Genomic DNA, 14551 nt, shown 5'->3' on the forward strand with positions numbered 1-14551 from the left:
TCAGCCCAGTGCGAACTCGGGCCTCGGCGTGCCCACGCGCGGCAGGCCCATCATCTGCCGCGCCTCGGCGGGCGTGGCCACTTCCATGTCGAGCTCGCGGATCACCCGCACGATGCGCTCGGTGAGCTGCACGTTGGTGGCCAGCTCGCCCTGGCGGAAGTAGAGGTTGTCCTCCAGGCCCACGCGCGCATGGCCGCCCAGCAGCAGCGCCGCCACGTTGGCTTCGAGCTGCGACATGCCGATGCCGCTCACGCCGAAGATGGCGCCCTTGGGCAGCGTGTCGACCATCATCTGCAGGTTGCGCGGCGAATACGGCATCGCGTTCTGGAAGTTGCGGTGCACGTTCATCACCAGGTTGATGAAGTAGGGCTCGTCGTCGTGGCCTTCGCCGATCAGCGTGGTCGTGTCCTGCAGGATGTGCGTGGGGCTGAACACCTCCCACTCGGGCTTGATGCCGCGCGCCTTCATGCCGGCGGCCAGTTCGCGCCCGCGGGTGATGGGCGTGTCCATCAGGATCTGCTTGCCCTCGAAGCTCAGGTTGAGCGTGGTGGCGTCCAGCGTGCACATCTCGGCGCCTGCGTCCATGCCCTTGATGCGCTCTTCCCAGGCGATCTCCCAGCGGTCGCCGGCCAGCGGCTTCACCATGTCGCCGTGCACGCCGCCGCCGGTGGAGTTGTTGATGACGATGTCGCTGCCGCCCGCGCGGATGCGGCTGTTGATGTCGCGGTACACCTCGGCGTCGCAGGTGGCGCCGTCGTCGGGGCGGCGCGCGTGGATGGCGACCACGCTGGCGCCGGCGTTCCAGCAGCGCAGCACGTCGGCCGCGATCTCGGCGGGCTGGGTGGGGAGGTGGGGGTTCTGCGACTTGTGTGCCATGCCGCCCGTGGGGGCGATGGTCACGATCACTTTGCGCTTCGACATGCTCGGGGGCTCCTGGAGTCTTTCATGAGGGCGGGCAATTATTTTTTTGAACGCATTCGTACTCAGTCATCGCGACGACATTTGAGGGCAGGGTTTACCTGCGCCACCGGCTAAAGTCGCCCTTGCGCCATCGCGCGCTTCAAGGAGACCTCATGAAACTGCTGCCCATCCTCCTGGCCGCCTCGGCGGCGCTGGCCTCGACCTGGACCGCCGCGCAACCGGCGGCTGCGCCCACCACCTGCGAGGCCAAGCGCGAGGCCATCGGCCGCGACATCGAGGAGGCCAAGGCCCGGGGCCAGAAGCAGCGCCTGCGCGGGCTCGAGAAAGCGCTCGCCGAAGTGCGCCGCAACTGCACCGAGGCGAAGCTCGCGGCAGAGCACCAGCGGCGCATCCGCGACCAGGAGCGCGAGGTAGCGAAACGCGAACGCGACCTGCGCGATGCAAGGCGCAATGGCGGCGCAGACAAGGTGGCCAAGCGCGAGGACAAGCTGCGCGAGGCGCAGGCGGAACTGCAGCAGCTCAAGGGCGCGCAGTAGAGAAGAAAGCAAAGAAGAACAGAACACGACAGGGGCTCGCCGAGCCATCCGTTTTCCATCCCATGCCCACGACCAAGCCGGCCCCCCGTTCGGCATCGCTGACGATCCCGCAACTGCTGCAAGGCTCGGCCTGGTTCCCGCTGCTCGACGTGAGCGCGGGCGAGCGCGTGCTCGACGAGATGCGCGAGGTCGAGGTGGCCGCCGGCTCCGCGCTGTGCCGGCGCGGCGACACGCCGATGCACTGGTACGGCACGCTCGAGGGCCTGCTCAAGTGGTCGATCACCTCGAGCGACGGCCGCTCCGTGACCTTCGGCGGGCTCTCCGTGGGCAGTTGGTTCGGCGAAGGCACGCTGCTGCGCGCGCTGCCGCGCTCGGCCGACATCATCGCGCTGCGGCCGAGCAGGGTGGCGGCGCTGCCGCTGGAAACCTTCGAGTGGCTGCACCGCACGCAGCGCGGCTTCGATCACTTCCTGCTGCAGCAGATCAACGAGCGGCTGCACTGGTTCATGGGCAACTACGCGGCGCACCGCCTGCTCGACGCCGACAGCCAGGTGGCGCGCGCGCTGGCGGGGCTCTTCCACCCGTGGCTGCATCCGGGCAGCGAGCCGCACCTGCAGACCTCGCAGGAAGAGATCGCGAACCTCTCGGGCGTCTCGCGCCAGCGCTGCAACGCGGCGCTGAACCGACTGAAGGAGGCCGGCTTCCTGCGCATCGAGTACGGCGGCATCACCGTGATCGACATCGAAGGGCTGCGGCGCTTCATCCACGAGTAGCCGGCAGCCGCGGCCCCGGGCAGGGTCAGCGCACGTGGTGCGAAGGAGCCCGCTCGTACACCGGCGTGTCGATGCCCTCCATGCGCGCCTTCAGCTGCAGCGCGAGAAACTGCGAGTAGTGCCGCGACTGGTGAAGGTTGCCGCCGTGGAACCACAGGTTGTCGACCTGCGTCGGCTTCCACATGTTGCGCAGCTCGCCCTCCCAGGGGCCCGGGTCCTTCGGCGTGTCGGAGCCCAGCCCCCAGCACTTGCCGACCTTGTCGGCGATCTCGGGCGAGATCAGGTCGGCGAGCCAGCCGTTCATCGAGCCGTAGCCGGTGGCGTACACCAGCAGGTCGGCCGGCAGCTCGGTGCCGTCGGTCAGCGTTACGGAGCGCTCGTTCACCCGCTCGATGTTCACGCCGCTCTTCAGGTGGATGCTGCCGTTGGCCACCAGCTCCGAGGCGCCCACGTCGATGTAGTAGCCCGAGCCGCGCCGCAGGTACTTCATGAAGAGGCCGGAGCCATCGGCGCCGAAGTCGAGCATGAAGCCCGCTTTTTCCAGCCGTGAGTACAGGTCGGCGTCGCGCTTCTTCATCTCCTCGTACACCGGGATGTGGAAGGTGTGCATGATCCTGTAGGGCACCGAGGCGAAGATCAGGTCGGCCTTGTGGTGGTCGATGCCGCTCTTCACCGCCTGCTCGGAATAGAGCCCGCCCAGCGCCAGTTCCATGAGCGACTGCGAGGGCGCGATGTGCGTCGACGAGCGCTGGATCATCGTCACGTCGGCGCCGTGCTCCCAGAGCGCGGCGCAGATGTCGTGCGCCGAGTTGTTCGAGCCCAGCACCACGCATTTCTTGCCGGCGTAGGCCTCGGGCCCGGGGTGCTGGCTGGAGTGATGCTGGTCGCCCTTGAAGTTCTCCGCGCCCGCCACCTTCGGCACGTTCGGATAGCCCGACACGCCCAGCGCGAACACCAGCTGCCTCGGCCGCAGCACCACCGGCTTGCCCTCGCGCTCGACCGTCACCTCCCAGCGCTGCGAGGCCTCGTCGAAGCGTGCCTTCTTCGCGGTGGTGGAGCTCCAGTAGTTGAGCTCCATGATCTTCGTGTACATCTCCAGCCAGTCGCCGATCTTGTCCTTGGGCGCGAACACCGGCCAGTCGTCGGGGAAGGGCATGTAGGGCAGGTGGTCGTACCAGACCGGGTCGTGCAGGCACAGCGACTTGTAGCGCTTGCGCCATGAGTCGCCGGCCTTCGCGTTGCGCTCCACGATGATGGTCGGCACGCCCAGCCGCCGCAGCCGCGCCCCCAGCGCGATGCCGCCCTGGCCGCCGCCGATGATCACCACCTCGGGCTGCTCGGTGTAGCCGAGCGCGGCTTCTTCGTCGCGGCGCTTCTCCAGCCAGTTCTTGCGACCCTTGTGCACCCCGTGCTCCGCGCCCTTGACGCGGTTGTCGCCCGTCTTCTCCTCGAAGCCCTTGAGCTCGGTCATGGTGGTGAGCAGGGTCCAGGCCTTGCCGTTGCGAAGCCGCAGGTGGCCCCGGCCGCGCGCCACGCGCGTCTCGAAGCTGAACCAAGCGTCGACCACGCCGTCGGCCTCTGTCGCCTCGCCTTCCACCGCGAAGGCCGTGGGCTGCGTGTCGGCCAGCCGCGCCCGCAACATCTCGCGGATGGCCTCGGGCCCTTCCTGCGTGCGGATGTTCCAGGTGAAGGCGACGAGGTCGCGCCAGAAGCTGTCGGGCTCGAACAGCGAGACGGCGGCGTCGATGTCGTCGCGCGCGAGGGCAGCGGCGAAGTCGGCGAGCCATTGGGCGGCGGCCTTGGTCGGGCCGGTGGTCGGGTCTGTCATTGCGTGTCTCCGTAGCGTCGTTGATGGATGCGCGGCACGGCATGCGTGGCGCGATGCCGGCTGCGCAGCTTCCGTGCCGCGGTGCCGGCGACGGCGGATCAGGCACTTGGCGGTGTTTTTGTCGCAGCGGTCGCACGCCGTCTCGGCGCCGATGAGACGGTCTTGCGACGGATCCGCGACACGGCAAGGCCGGAAACCGGAATCTGAGCATCGTATAAACTTGAACGACGTTCAAATCTCGAGGGCAAGAACTTGCCAGCACCCGAACTCCCAGGCCGCCGCGAACGCCGCCGCGCCCAGACGCTCGACCACGTGGCCGCCATCGCCATGCGCCTCTTCGAGTCGCAGGGCTACGACGCCACCACCATGGAGCAGATCGCCCAGCAGGCCGACCTTGCCAAGGGGACGCTCTACAACCACTTCCCGACCAAGGACGCGATCCTCGCGCACTGGGTGCATCTGAAGCTCGCGGACGACACCCGGCGCCTGCATGCGGCCATCGACTGGGAGGCGGGCTTCGGCGAGCAGCTTTCCCGCCTGCTCGAGGAGTCGGCGGAATGGACAGGGCAGCACCGCGACTACCTGCTCGACTACTTCCGCTTCCGCTTTCTCAACATCGAGAGCGAGCTCCAGGGTGGCGGCGCGGAGAGCAGCAATGGCGACGAACTTCCGCGCGATCTCATCGGCCTTTTCGACGCGCTGATCGCGGCGGCCCAGAAGAACGGCACCCTGCGCACGGATGTTTCATCCGCGCACCTCGCCTCGCTGCTGCACCACCTGTACTTCGGCGCGCTGATGCGCTGGCTCACCCTGCCCGGGCTGGTGCTGCGCGAGGAGTTCGAGGTGATCGCCGATCTCTTCATCGCCGGCGCGCAGGCAGGCAAGGATGCGAAGGCCGCGCGCAGGAGGCAGCAGCCATGAAGATCGCCGTCGTGACCTACGGCACCGAGGGCGACGCGCGCCCGCTCGCCGCACTGTGCCGCGCGCTCGACGATGCGGGCCACAGCTCGGTGCTGCTGGCGGACGCCTCCACGCTCGGCGCGGCGCAGCGATTGGGCGTGCGCTCCCAGCCGCTGGCCGGCGACATCCAGGGCACGCTGGCGAACGTGATCGCGCTCGGCGATCGACCGGCCGCTGCCATGAAGGCGCTGGCCGACATCGCCAACACCAATGCCACGGCGTGGCTTCGCCAGACCATCGAGGCGGCGAGCGGCTGCGACGCGATCGTGTGTTCCGGGCTCGCGGCCTTCACCGGCCTCTCGGCGGCCGAGGCGCTGCGCGTGCCGGCCATCGGGGCGGGCATGTTCCCGCTCACGCCAACTTCGACCTTCGCTTCGCCATTCCTGCCGCCTGCCAGGGTGCCGCGCCTGCTGCGCCGCATGAGCCACCATTTCATCAACGCGATGCTCTGGCGCGCCTTCCGGCCGGCGATCAACGCCGCGCGCGCGGAGGTTGCCAGGCTGCCGCCGCGGCGCGCGATGTGGAACACGCACCCGATGCTCTACGGCGTTTCCCCGAGCCTCGTGCCACGGCCGGCCGACTGGCCCGACAACGCCATGGTCTGCGGCCAATGGATTCCACCCGCGCAGGACTGGCAGGCGCCTCACGCGCTGGAAGCCTTTCTTGCCGCTGGCGAGCCGCCGGTCTACGTAGGCTTCGGCAGCATGACCGGCTTCGACAAGCAGCGATTGCGAGCCGCGGTGATCGACGGCATCGCCGGCCGCCGCGCGTTGCTGTACGCCGGCTGGGGCGGCATCGACACGCAGGGGCTGCCTTCCAACTTCCATGTGGTGGGCGACACGCCGCACGACTGGCTGTTCCCGCGCACCGCGCTGGTGGTGCATCACGGCGGCTCGGGCACGAGCCACTCGGCCGCGCGCGCCGGCGTGCCTTCGGTCGTCGTCCCCTTCGCGGGCGACCAGCCTTTCTGGGCGCACCGGCTGGCCGAGGCCGGCGTCGCGCCGCCGGCGGTAGCGGGTGGGCGCCTGCAGGCGGCCGATCTCGCGCGCGGCATCGCGTTCGCGGAGGACGAACAGGTTCGCGCGCGTGCCAGGGCGCTGGGCGAACGGATGCGCGCGGAAGACGGCCTCGGGCAGGCCGTGGCCGCGATCGAGCGCTTCGTGCCCGCCGCGGCCTGAGACTGTCGCAGCTACCCGCGGCGCGGCACCACGATGCCCAGCCGCTTCATGTGCCGGTAGGCCGTCGCGCGGCTCATGCCGAGTTCGTCGGCCGCGCGCGCCACGTGCCAGCGGTGACGCTTCAGCGCATCGAGCAGTCGCCCGGCTTCGGCGGCAACGTCTTCATCTGGTTCCGTGTCGCAGACCGTGTCCGCGCGCGGCTGCAGTTGCAGGTCCTGCGCGCTCACGCTCGCGCCGGTGCAAAGCGCCAGCGCGAGCCGCAGCACATTGCGCAACTCCCGCAGGTTGCCCGGCCAGTCGTGCGCCAGCAGCCGTTGCATCGCCTCTTCCGACAGCCGCGCCGGCGAAGACATCGCCGCGGCTTCCTCGTTGAACATGCCTTCGATCAGGTAGCGCATGTCGCCGCGCGCGCGCAGCGGCGGCAGCTTCAGCACCGCGCCGCACAGGCGGTAGTACAAGTCCTCGCGAAAGCGCCCCGAGGCCACCAGCCCGGGCAGGTGCCGGTGCGTGGCCGCCACCACCGCGATGTCCACGCGCTGCGGCGACTCGGCGCCCAGCGGCAGCACCTCACCCTCGGAGAGCACGCGCAGCAGCCGCGTCTGCAGGGCCATCGGCATGTCGCCGATCTCGTCGAGGAAAAGCGTGCCCCGGTCGGCCTGCGCGATCAGGCCCTTCATGCCCTTGGCGCGGCCGCCGGTGAAGCTGCCGGGCGTGTAGCCGAACAGCTCGCTCTCGATCAACGAATCGGGAATGGCCGCGCAGTTCACCGCCACGAAGGGCATCGCCGCGCGGCTGCTCGCGCCGTGCAGCGCGCGCGCCAGCACTTCCTTGCCGCTGCCGGTCTCGCCCTCGACGAGCACGTGGATGCCGCGATCCACGAGGCGGCGTGCCTGCGCGAGCAGCTTCTGCATCTGCGAATCGTCGCCCGCGATGCGTTCCAGCGGCGGCAGGCGATCGCTGGGGCGCGAAGCAGGCGCGGTGGGCGTCGCAGTGGTGGCGCGTCGCACGCGTGGCGCCTGCAGCGACGCGTGGTACTCGCCCCCGCCCGGCAGCAGTACCGTGTGTGCGAAAGGCATGGCCGATGCACCGCCGTTGCCGATGCGCCAGATCGCATCCATCGGCATGTGCAGCCATTCGGATATCGCCCCGCCCAGCGCGCGCCCCGCGAAGACTTGCCGCGCGCCGCCGTTCGCACCCACCACCGTGCCGCCTTCGTCGAAGGCCAGCATCACCTCGCCCGCCACGTCGACCAGGCCGAAGGCGCTGCCCAGCCGCAGGATCCAGTGGCCGCGGAAGCTGCGCAGGAAGTCGGCGTCTTCGATCATCCGCGCGTAGATGGCTACCAGGTGCCGCACGAGATGCTGGCTTTCCTTGGCCTCGGGCGAGCGCAGGGCAGACACGTCGAGGATGGCCGTGAGCTTGCCGCTGTGGTCGAAGAGCGGCGCGGTGGTGCAGGTGAGCGCGATGTGCGTGGCGTCGAAGTGCTCGGTCTGGTGGCAGGTCATCGGCTGGCGCTCCACCAGGCAGGTGCCCACCCCGCAGGTGCCGGCGTGCGCCTCGTTCCAGTCGGCGCCGAGGTAGAGGCCGGCCTTGCGCAGCTGGTCGTCCCACGCAGGGTTGCCGATGTAGTCGACCGTGATGCCTTCCGCGTCGGTCAGCAGCACCATGTAGCCGAGGTCGGCCACGCGGCGGTAGATGTCTTCCATGCCCGAACGCGCGGCGCGCAGGAAGTGCTCCAGCTGCTGCTGGTGCGCGCGCACCTCCTGCGCCGGAAGGATGCGCGCGGGGCTCGGCTTCGAGGGATCGAGCCCGTGGTCGCGCACGCAGCGTGCCCACGACTTGTGGACCAGGCTTTGCGCCGGATCGGCCACGAGCGTCGCGCCGGTGGCGATGGAGTAGACGTTGTCGATGTGACGCGATTGCAGGGACGTCATGCGCAGCCTCGCGAGTGGATGGGCACGGCCACGCCGAGGCCGTGCAGCCAAGCATCATTCGGCTGTCGCACTGTCGCAGCACAGAGGTGAAACCCGGTGAAGTCCGAAGGCCGCCTTTGTGCTTTGCAACAGAGTGTGCCGCCGTCGTCTCCCTCAGCGGCAGGCGAAGCTCGCCGCCTTGGCCACGTCGCCGCCCAGGTAGGCGATCTTCTTCGGATAGGTGCACAGCGGCCGTGCGAGCGACTTGTCGGCGTTCTGCATCACCATGCTGTCGGGCGCGACGCCTTTCTCGACCCAGTCGGTCAGCGCCGTGAACAGCTGGTTCTGCGCCGGCAGCGGCGGGTTGGCAACGGGGCTTGTGCCCGCGAGGCCGTTGACCGAACCCACGCCGGCGCAGTGGCCCATCGCCGGGATCTCCACGTAGCGGTAGAACTTCTGCAGCGCATCGATGCCGCCCATCGCCTTCGCCGCGCGCTCGTAGTAGTTGGCGGTGCCCGAGTTCGGGATCAGCTGGTCGGCCAGCCCGTGGTACGTCAGCAGCTTGGCGCCGCGGTCGCGGAAGCGCGCGAGGTCGGGGTTGTCGGCGTTGATGTTCGCGAAGGCCGTCTGCAGCGCCTTGCCGCGGTCGCTCGCGTTGGCGAGTTGCGTGTACGAGAGCCCCTTCCACTTGTCCGCGCCGTTGCCGGTGGCATTGATGAAGCTCGGCGTGGCGAGCGTCGGGTCTTGCAGGTTCAGTGCTACCTGGTGCGCAGCGATTGGGAAAGGGTTGGGCACACCGCTCGTCGAGTCGGCCAGCGAGAGGCCGGGCGCGCCGGGGCTGTTGAGCGCGGTGCCGCGCGTGAGGCCGTACCAGAGCTGGTTCGACGCCAGCGTGGCGCCGTAGCCGTTGTCGCCGGCGGGCGCCGGCGCGCTGCCATCGCGCGTCTGGCCGTACCAGATCTTGTTGACGGCCTGAGCCTGCGCCGTGCTCAGGCAGGCGGCGGTGGCGTTGGTGCCGCCGCTGGCGGTGCACAGCACGGACTTATCCTGCGCAGGGTCGTACTTGCAGGCGGCGGGATCGCTGATGAAGCCGTCGTGCTGGCCTGTGAGCGTGCTGTCGCAGGCGCTCACCGCCGACGAGGACACCAGCGCCAGCTGGTCCGGCGTGAGCGGCGTGCCGCCGAGGTCGCGCTGCATCACCACCTGCGGATAGAGCTCGGCAGTGATGAAGCTGGTCCAGTTGATCGCGCTGTTGCCGGCCAGGATGCCGTCGAAGTCGTCGGGGTTCACCTGCGCCTGCATGTGGCCCTGGCGGCCGCCGGTGGAGCAGCCGTCCCAGTAGGCGTACTTCGCGTCGCGCTGGTAGAAGCCCGCTGCCAGCGCCTTGGCCTTGACGGCCATCTGGTGGATGCCGCGGCTCGCGAAGTCGGTCCACAGCGTGGTGTTGATGGTGCCGTCGGGGTTCATCGCGAACGAGCCGTCGACCGAAGGCAGCGGGGCCTTCGAAGCGTGCCCCGCGTCGGTCACCGCGCTCACCGAGCCCTCGCCGGTTGCGATCGCGGCGGCGTTCGCACCCCCGATCTGCGTCTTCGCACTGATGCCCGCATCGCCCACGAAGCCGCCGCCGCCGAGCACGCGGATGCGGTTGTTCCACGCGGCCTGCGAAGGCAGCCACACCTCGATGCCGATGCCCGGCGAGGTCGAGGGCGCATCGGCCGGCCCCGCATGGCCCGGCCCGACGTTGAGCTTGACCATGCACACGTCGCTGGCAGCCACCGTGCCCGAGGCCTTGCCGTCGAGGTTCAGGTCATCGCCTTTGCGGAACTGCTTCACCACCGTCACGGTGGTGTCGGCATCGGGCTTGAACGCGGTCTTCAGGCTTTCGTCGCAGGCCAGCGCCACCGGTGCGGCGGCGGGCGGCGCCGGCGCGGGAACGAAAGGCAGAACGGCGGGGCCGGACGAATCGCTTCCGCCGCATGCGGTGAGTGCGGCCGCGGCGACAAGGCTCAGGCAGAGGGCGGTCGCCGCGCGGGCGGCCGGCGTGGGTGTTGGCATCTTCTCGTCTCCTGTTGTGTAGAGACATGAATTTGCCCGCGCCTTCCGCCACGGTATATCGACATGCGATCAACGCTTGCAGGATTCCTTCACCCGCCACCGGGACTTACCCGCGCCGCGCGCGTGCCGGCGTGGTGCCCACCAGCCGGCGGAACACCTGCGTGAAGTGCGCCTGGCTCGAGAAGCCCACGGCCTGCGCGATCTCTGCCAGCGACTGGTTGCTGCCGAGCAGCGACAACGCGTGGCGCACACGCTGCTCCATCACGTAGCTGTACGGCGTCGCGCCCGTGCTGGCGCGGAAGAGCCGCGTGAAATGCACCGCGCTCAGCTGCAGCTCGGCCGCGAGCTCGTCGATGCCGAAGTCTTCGGCCAGGTGCTGCATGACCCAGTCGTACACCTTGCGAAGATCCGTCTGCGAAAGCCGCCCGCGCGGTCGCCGGGCGTTGCTGTTCGTGCTGCCGTAGCGGTTCTGCAGGTAGCTCGCGAGCGCCATCGAGAGGCCCTGCGCATGCAGGCGGCCCGAGCTGCAGCCGCGCTCCACCTCGTCGCGCATGGCGATGACGAGCGCCGATAGCGTCGCGTCGGTGGTCGACAGGTGCGTCTGCAGATGCAGCTCGCCATCGCCCTCGGGCATGAGGCTTCGCAGCGCCTCGGGTCGTATCTCGAGCACGATCGTCTCGGTGAGCTCGCCGCTCCACGTAGCGCGGTCGACCTCGTAGCCCTGCTCGAAGATGAACATGCCGCCGGCTTGCGCCTCGAAGGGGTGGACGCGCCGCCCGCGCGTCATCGCGCCCTTCACATGGCCGCGCACGCACAGGCCGATCAGCGGATGCGGGTTGTAGCAGGCCGGGTTCTCGCCGTCGCCCGACATCGAGCGCACCTCCAGCGCGAAGCCCTGCCACGCGGTGGCCTGCGCGTTCACCAGCATCCTGCCGTCGAAGGGCAGGGGCTTGCCCGATGCGTCGAGGAGGCTGATCTCGCGCGTCATGGCGAGGCCTACACGCCGAGCAGTTCCTCCAGCGCGTGCGGCTCGGCCAGCAGGTCCGCCGAGGCGCCGTGCCGCACGATCTGCCCTTTTTCCATCACCGCCGCGAGGTCGGTGTGCGCGAGCACCTTGCGGTAGTCGCGGTCGACGATCAGCGTGGCGATGCCGGTGGCGCGGATCTCGCCGATCACGCGCCAGATCTCGGCCACGATCAGCGGCGCGAGGCCTTCGGTGGCCTCGTCGAGGATCAGCAGGCGCGGGTTGGTCATGAGCGCGCGGCCGATGGAGAGCATCTGCTGCTCGCCGCCCGAGAGCTGCTGGCCGCCGTTCGACAGGCGCTCGGCCAGGCGCGGGAAGGTGGCCATCACGCGGTCGAAGGTCCACTCGCGCCGGCCGTCGATGCCGGCGCGCTCGCTCATCACGAGGTTCTCGCGCACCGACAGGTTCGAGAAGATGCCGCGCCCCTCGGGAACGTAGCCGATACCCAGCCGCGCCATCTTCTCGGGCGGCAGGCCGGTGACGGTGCGGCCGTCGACCTGCACTTCGCCGGAGGCCGGGCGCACGTAGCCCATCATGGTGCGGATCAGCGTGGTCTTGCCCATGCCGTTGCGCCCGAGCAGGCCGACCGAAGTGGCGGCCGGAATGCCCGCATGCACGCCGCGCAGGATGTGGCTGTTGCCGTAGTAGGTGTTGAGGTCGCGCACTATCAGCATGTCAGTGGTCCTCCCCAAGATAGGCGGTGCGTACTTCGGGGTTCTCGCGGATCTCGGCCGGGTTGCCGGTCGCGATGACGGTGCCGTTCACCATCACAGTGATGCGGTCGGCGATGCGGAACACCGCGTCCATGTCGTGCTCCACCAGCAGGATCGCGTGCGTGGCCTTCAGCTGCGCGAGCAGCGTGAGCATGCGGTCGGTTTCCTCGGCGCCCATGCCGGCGAGCGGCTCGTCCAGCAGCAGCACGCGCGGGTTGGTGGCCAGGCACATCGCCACTTCGAGCTGGCGCTGCGCGCCGTGGCTCATGGTGCCGGCGATGCGCTGCGCCTCGTGCGCGAGGCCGGCGGCTTCCAGTGCCGCATCGGCCGAGGCGCTGCTGGTGGCGCAGTCGCGCGACGATTGCCAGAAGGCCCAGGGCTTCGGTGTCGCGGCCTGTGCCGCGAGCCGGCAGTTCTCGTGCACGCTGAACTCCGGGAAGATGGTCGTGCGCTGGTAGCTGCGGCCCACGCCGTCGCGCGCGCGCTTCCACTGCGCGCGGGCGGTGATGTCCGTGCCTTCGAGCGTGATGCGGCCTTCGCTCGCCTCGATCTCGCCCGAGAGCATGTTGATGAGCGTCGACTTGCCGGCGCCGTTGGTGCCGATCACGGCGTGCACCTCGCCCACGTGCAGGTCGAGCGTGACGCCGTTGACGGCCGTGAGGCCGCCGAAGCGCCGCGTGAGTTTTTCGACTGAGAGAAGTGCGGTGGTGGTCGTCGTCATGCGGCCCCCTTCGGCGACAGGCGCTGCACGAGGCCGATCAGGCCCTTGGGCAGCAGCGCCACGAACACGATGATCGTGAGCCCCAGCGTCAGCTGCCAGTGGTCGGCCAGCGGGCCCATCACCGCATGCGTGGAGAAGATCTCCTTCAGCAGCGTGAACGCGATGGCGCCGATGACCGCGCCGCGCAGGTGGCCGAGGCCGCCGAGGATCACCATCAGCAGCACTTCGCCCGAGTTGTGCCAGGCCATCAGCTCCGGATTGACCACGCCGTCGCGCGAGGCCAGCAGGAAGCCCGCGAGCCCGGCCAGCGCGCCCGCCAGCACGAAGGCTGCGAGCTTGTAGCCGTACACCGCGAAACCGGCGGCGCGCATGCGCTGCTCGTTCACGCGGATGCCCGCCAGCGCCGCGCCGAAGCGCGAGCGCCGGATGAGCGCCAGCAGCGCGTAGGTGAACACCAGCGAGCCCAGCACCACGTAGAACAGCACCTTGCGGTTCTCCATGTCGAGCGCGCCGATGGCGGGCCGCACGTACATGTAGATGCCGTCGCTGCCGCCGCCCACCTTGGTGTCGTGGAACACGAAGAAGGCCATCTGCGCGAAGGCCAGCGTCACCATGATGAAGTACACGCCGCGCGTGCGCAGGCTCAGCGCGCCCACGAAGAGGGCATAGAGCGCTGCCGCGCCCATGGCCGCCGGCAGCAGCAGCGCGAAATTGCCGCCTTCGTTGCCAGAGGCCAGCACCGTCACGTAGGCGCCGATGCCGTAGAACGCCGCGTGGCCCAGGCTCACGAGGCCGGTCATGCCCACCAGCAGTTCCAAGCTCAGCGCGAAGATCGACAGGATCATCACCTTCACGATGAAGTCCGATGCGTAGTTGCCCATGAACGGGCCTGCGACGCCGATGGCGACCGCGCAGGCCACGGGCAGGAGGAACGCTCCCTTCTTCATGGCTGTCATGGCCGCCTCCCCATCAGCCCCTCGGGCTTCCAGATCAGCACGATGGCCATCAGCAGGTAGATGCCGATGCCGCTCAGGTCGGCGAAGAACACCTTGCCGAAGGTGTCGACGAAGCCCACCAGCAGCGAGGCCACCAGCGCGCCGGTGATCGAGCCGATGCCGCCGATCACCACCAGCACGAAGCAGATGATGAGCACGCTCGCGCCCATGTTCGGATACACCGAGGACATCGGCGCGGCGATCATGCCGGCCAGCGCCGCGAGCGCCACGCCCGCGGCGAACACGATGCGGTAGAGCCGTTTCACGTCGATGCCGAGGCCGCGCACCATGTCGCGGTTGCTTGCGCCGGCACGGATCATCATGCCCAGCCGCGTGCGGTTGACCACCCAGTAGAGGCCCACCGCCAGCACGATGCAGGCGGCCGATGCGAAGAGCCGGTACCACGGATAGCTCATCACGCTGCCCAGCGCGAAGCTGCCGTCGAGCCACGCGGGCACCTTCACGCCGTGCACGTCGTTGCCCACGAGGATGGAGCGCAGCTCCTCGAACACCAGGATCAGGCCGTAGGTCATGAGCACCTGCTGCAGGTGGTCACGCTGGTAGAGGTAGCTGAAGAAGGCCCATTCGAGCAGGTAGCCGAAGACCGCCGCCAGCACCACGCCGGCCACCAGCATCAGCAAAAACTGATCGCCGAAGACAGGCGCGAGCGAGAACGCCATGTACGCGCCGATCATGTAGAAGCTCCCGTGGGCGAGGTTGATGACGCCCATGATCCCGAAGATCAGCGTCAGCCCCGAGGCCACGAGGAAGAGAAGCAGTCCGTACTGAACCGAGTTCAGGCACTGGACTAAAAAGGTTCCGAAATCCACCGTGTGAGATCCCAGTTGGTTGTGGTTGCCGTAAGACGGCCCGCGGCCCGATCAAGGGCCGCGAGGGAAAGAACAGACGAACGAAAGAAAGAAAGGCTTGTGGC

General features: G+C 69.0%; 13 protein-coding genes. 4 read left to right on the forward strand and 9 right to left on the reverse strand.

What is annotated here, in order from left to right; all coding sequences use genetic code 11:
* A complete protein-coding gene (locus tag SFB74_RS00560) occupies positions 1-921 on the reverse strand; it encodes a 3-keto-5-aminohexanoate cleavage protein (protein WP_432728731.1) in 921 nt (306 codons plus the stop codon).
* 152 nt (positions 922-1073) lie between these two features.
* Between SFB74_RS00560 and SFB74_RS00565 the strand changes: the two genes are divergently transcribed.
* On the forward strand, positions 1074-1457 hold the full coding sequence (locus SFB74_RS00565) for a DUF1090 domain-containing protein (RefSeq protein ID WP_432728732.1): 384 nt from the start codon (positions 1074-1076) through the stop codon (positions 1455-1457).
* Between the two features lie 62 nt (positions 1458-1519).
* Positions 1520-2230 (forward strand): Crp/Fnr family transcriptional regulator, encoded by a 711-nt coding sequence (locus SFB74_RS00570; protein WP_432728733.1) that lies wholly within the window; start codon positions 1520-1522, stop codon positions 2228-2230.
* A gap of 25 nt (positions 2231-2255) precedes the next feature.
* Here SFB74_RS00570 and SFB74_RS00575 read toward each other — a convergent pair whose 3' ends face one another.
* Positions 2256-4058, reverse strand: a complete 1803-nt coding sequence (locus tag SFB74_RS00575; RefSeq protein ID WP_432728734.1) for an NAD(P)-binding domain-containing protein — start codon at positions 4056-4058, stop codon at positions 2256-2258.
* Between the two features lie 252 nt (positions 4059-4310).
* On the opposite strand from SFB74_RS00575, the gene SFB74_RS00580 reads away from it, so the two are divergent.
* Complete coding sequence (locus SFB74_RS00580; RefSeq protein WP_432728735.1) at positions 4311-4979, forward strand: TetR/AcrR family transcriptional regulator; 669 nt, start codon at positions 4311-4313, stop codon at positions 4977-4979.
* The gene (locus SFB74_RS00585; protein WP_432728736.1) at positions 4976-6196 is read left to right on the forward strand and encodes a glycosyltransferase; all 1221 of its coding nucleotides are present in this window, start codon (positions 4976-4978) and stop codon (positions 6194-6196) included. The genes SFB74_RS00580 and SFB74_RS00585 overlap by 4 nt, the downstream gene beginning before the upstream one ends.
* Before the next feature lie 11 nt (positions 6197-6207).
* Here the strand turns inward: SFB74_RS00585 and SFB74_RS00590 are convergent, their stop codons facing one another.
* The 7 genes from SFB74_RS00590 to SFB74_RS00620 all read right to left on the reverse strand — a co-directional run bounded on the left by SFB74_RS00590 (position 6208) and on the right by SFB74_RS00620 (position 14447).
* Complete coding sequence (locus SFB74_RS00590; RefSeq protein ID WP_432728737.1) at positions 6208-8130, reverse strand: sigma-54-dependent Fis family transcriptional regulator; 1923 nt, start codon at positions 8128-8130, stop codon at positions 6208-6210.
* 153 nt (positions 8131-8283) lie between these two features.
* Positions 8284-10164 (reverse strand): tannase/feruloyl esterase family alpha/beta hydrolase, encoded by a 1881-nt coding sequence (locus SFB74_RS00595; RefSeq protein WP_432728738.1) that lies wholly within the window; start codon positions 10162-10164, stop codon positions 8284-8286.
* Between the two features lie 106 nt (positions 10165-10270).
* On the reverse strand, positions 10271-11152 hold the full coding sequence (locus SFB74_RS00600; RefSeq protein ID WP_432728739.1) for a helix-turn-helix domain-containing protein: 882 nt from the start codon (positions 11150-11152) through the stop codon (positions 10271-10273).
* Between the two features lie 8 nt (positions 11153-11160).
* Positions 11161-11862: an ABC transporter ATP-binding protein gene (locus SFB74_RS00605; RefSeq protein WP_432728740.1), complete on the reverse strand. Its 702-nt coding sequence runs from the start codon at positions 11860-11862 to the stop codon at positions 11161-11163.
* A 1-nt stretch (position 11863) separates the two neighbouring features.
* Positions 11864-12622 carry an ABC transporter ATP-binding protein gene (locus SFB74_RS00610; RefSeq protein WP_432728741.1) on the reverse strand — a complete coding sequence of 253 codons (759 nt, stop codon included), beginning with the start codon at positions 12620-12622 and terminating at the stop codon, positions 11864-11866.
* Positions 12619-13578, reverse strand: coding sequence for a branched-chain amino acid ABC transporter permease (locus SFB74_RS00615; protein WP_432728742.1), 960 nt, complete (start codon positions 13576-13578; stop codon positions 12619-12621). The genes SFB74_RS00610 and SFB74_RS00615 overlap by 4 nt, the downstream gene beginning before the upstream one ends.
* Complete coding sequence (locus SFB74_RS00620; RefSeq protein ID WP_093195716.1) at positions 13575-14447, reverse strand: branched-chain amino acid ABC transporter permease; 873 nt, start codon at positions 14445-14447, stop codon at positions 13575-13577. The genes SFB74_RS00615 and SFB74_RS00620 overlap by 4 nt, the downstream gene beginning before the upstream one ends.
* Positions 14448-14551 lie beyond the last annotated feature (104 nt).

The organism is Variovorax xiamenensis, assembly GCF_050916385.1.
Lineage (GTDB): Bacteria > Pseudomonadota > Gammaproteobacteria > Burkholderiales > Burkholderiaceae_C > Variovorax.

Bases quoted from the DNA above. Each gene is read 5' to 3' on its own strand.
- SFB74_RS00560 (WP_432728731.1), bottom strand. From the start codon at position 921: ATGTCGAAGCGCAAAGTGATCGTGACCATCGCCCCCACGGGCGGCATG.
- SFB74_RS00565 (WP_432728732.1), top strand. From the start codon at position 1,074: ATGAAACTGCTGCCCATCCTCCTGGCCGCCTCGGCGGCGCTGGCCTCG.
- SFB74_RS00570 (WP_432728733.1), top strand. From the start codon at position 1,520: ATGCCCACGACCAAGCCGGCCCCCCGTTCGGCATCGCTGACGATCCCG.
- SFB74_RS00575 (WP_432728734.1), bottom strand. From the start codon at position 4,058: ATGACAGACCCGACCACCGGCCCGACCAAGGCCGCCGCCCAATGGCTC.
- SFB74_RS00585 (WP_432728736.1), top strand. From the start codon at position 4,976: ATGAAGATCGCCGTCGTGACCTACGGCACCGAGGGCGACGCGCGCCCG.
- SFB74_RS00590 (WP_432728737.1), bottom strand. From the start codon at position 8,130: ATGACGTCCCTGCAATCGCGTCACATCGACAACGTCTACTCCATCGCC.
- SFB74_RS00595 (WP_432728738.1), bottom strand. From the start codon at position 10,164: ATGCCAACACCCACGCCGGCCGCCCGCGCGGCGACCGCCCTCTGCCTG.
- SFB74_RS00600 (WP_432728739.1), bottom strand. From the start codon at position 11,152: ATGACGCGCGAGATCAGCCTCCTCGACGCATCGGGCAAGCCCCTGCCC.
- SFB74_RS00605 (WP_432728740.1), bottom strand. From the start codon at position 11,862: ATGCTGATAGTGCGCGACCTCAACACCTACTACGGCAACAGCCACATC.
- SFB74_RS00610 (WP_432728741.1), bottom strand. From the start codon at position 12,622: ATGACGACGACCACCACCGCACTTCTCTCAGTCGAAAAACTCACGCGG.
- SFB74_RS00615 (WP_432728742.1), bottom strand. From the start codon at position 13,578: ATGACAGCCATGAAGAAGGGAGCGTTCCTCCTGCCCGTGGCCTGCGCG.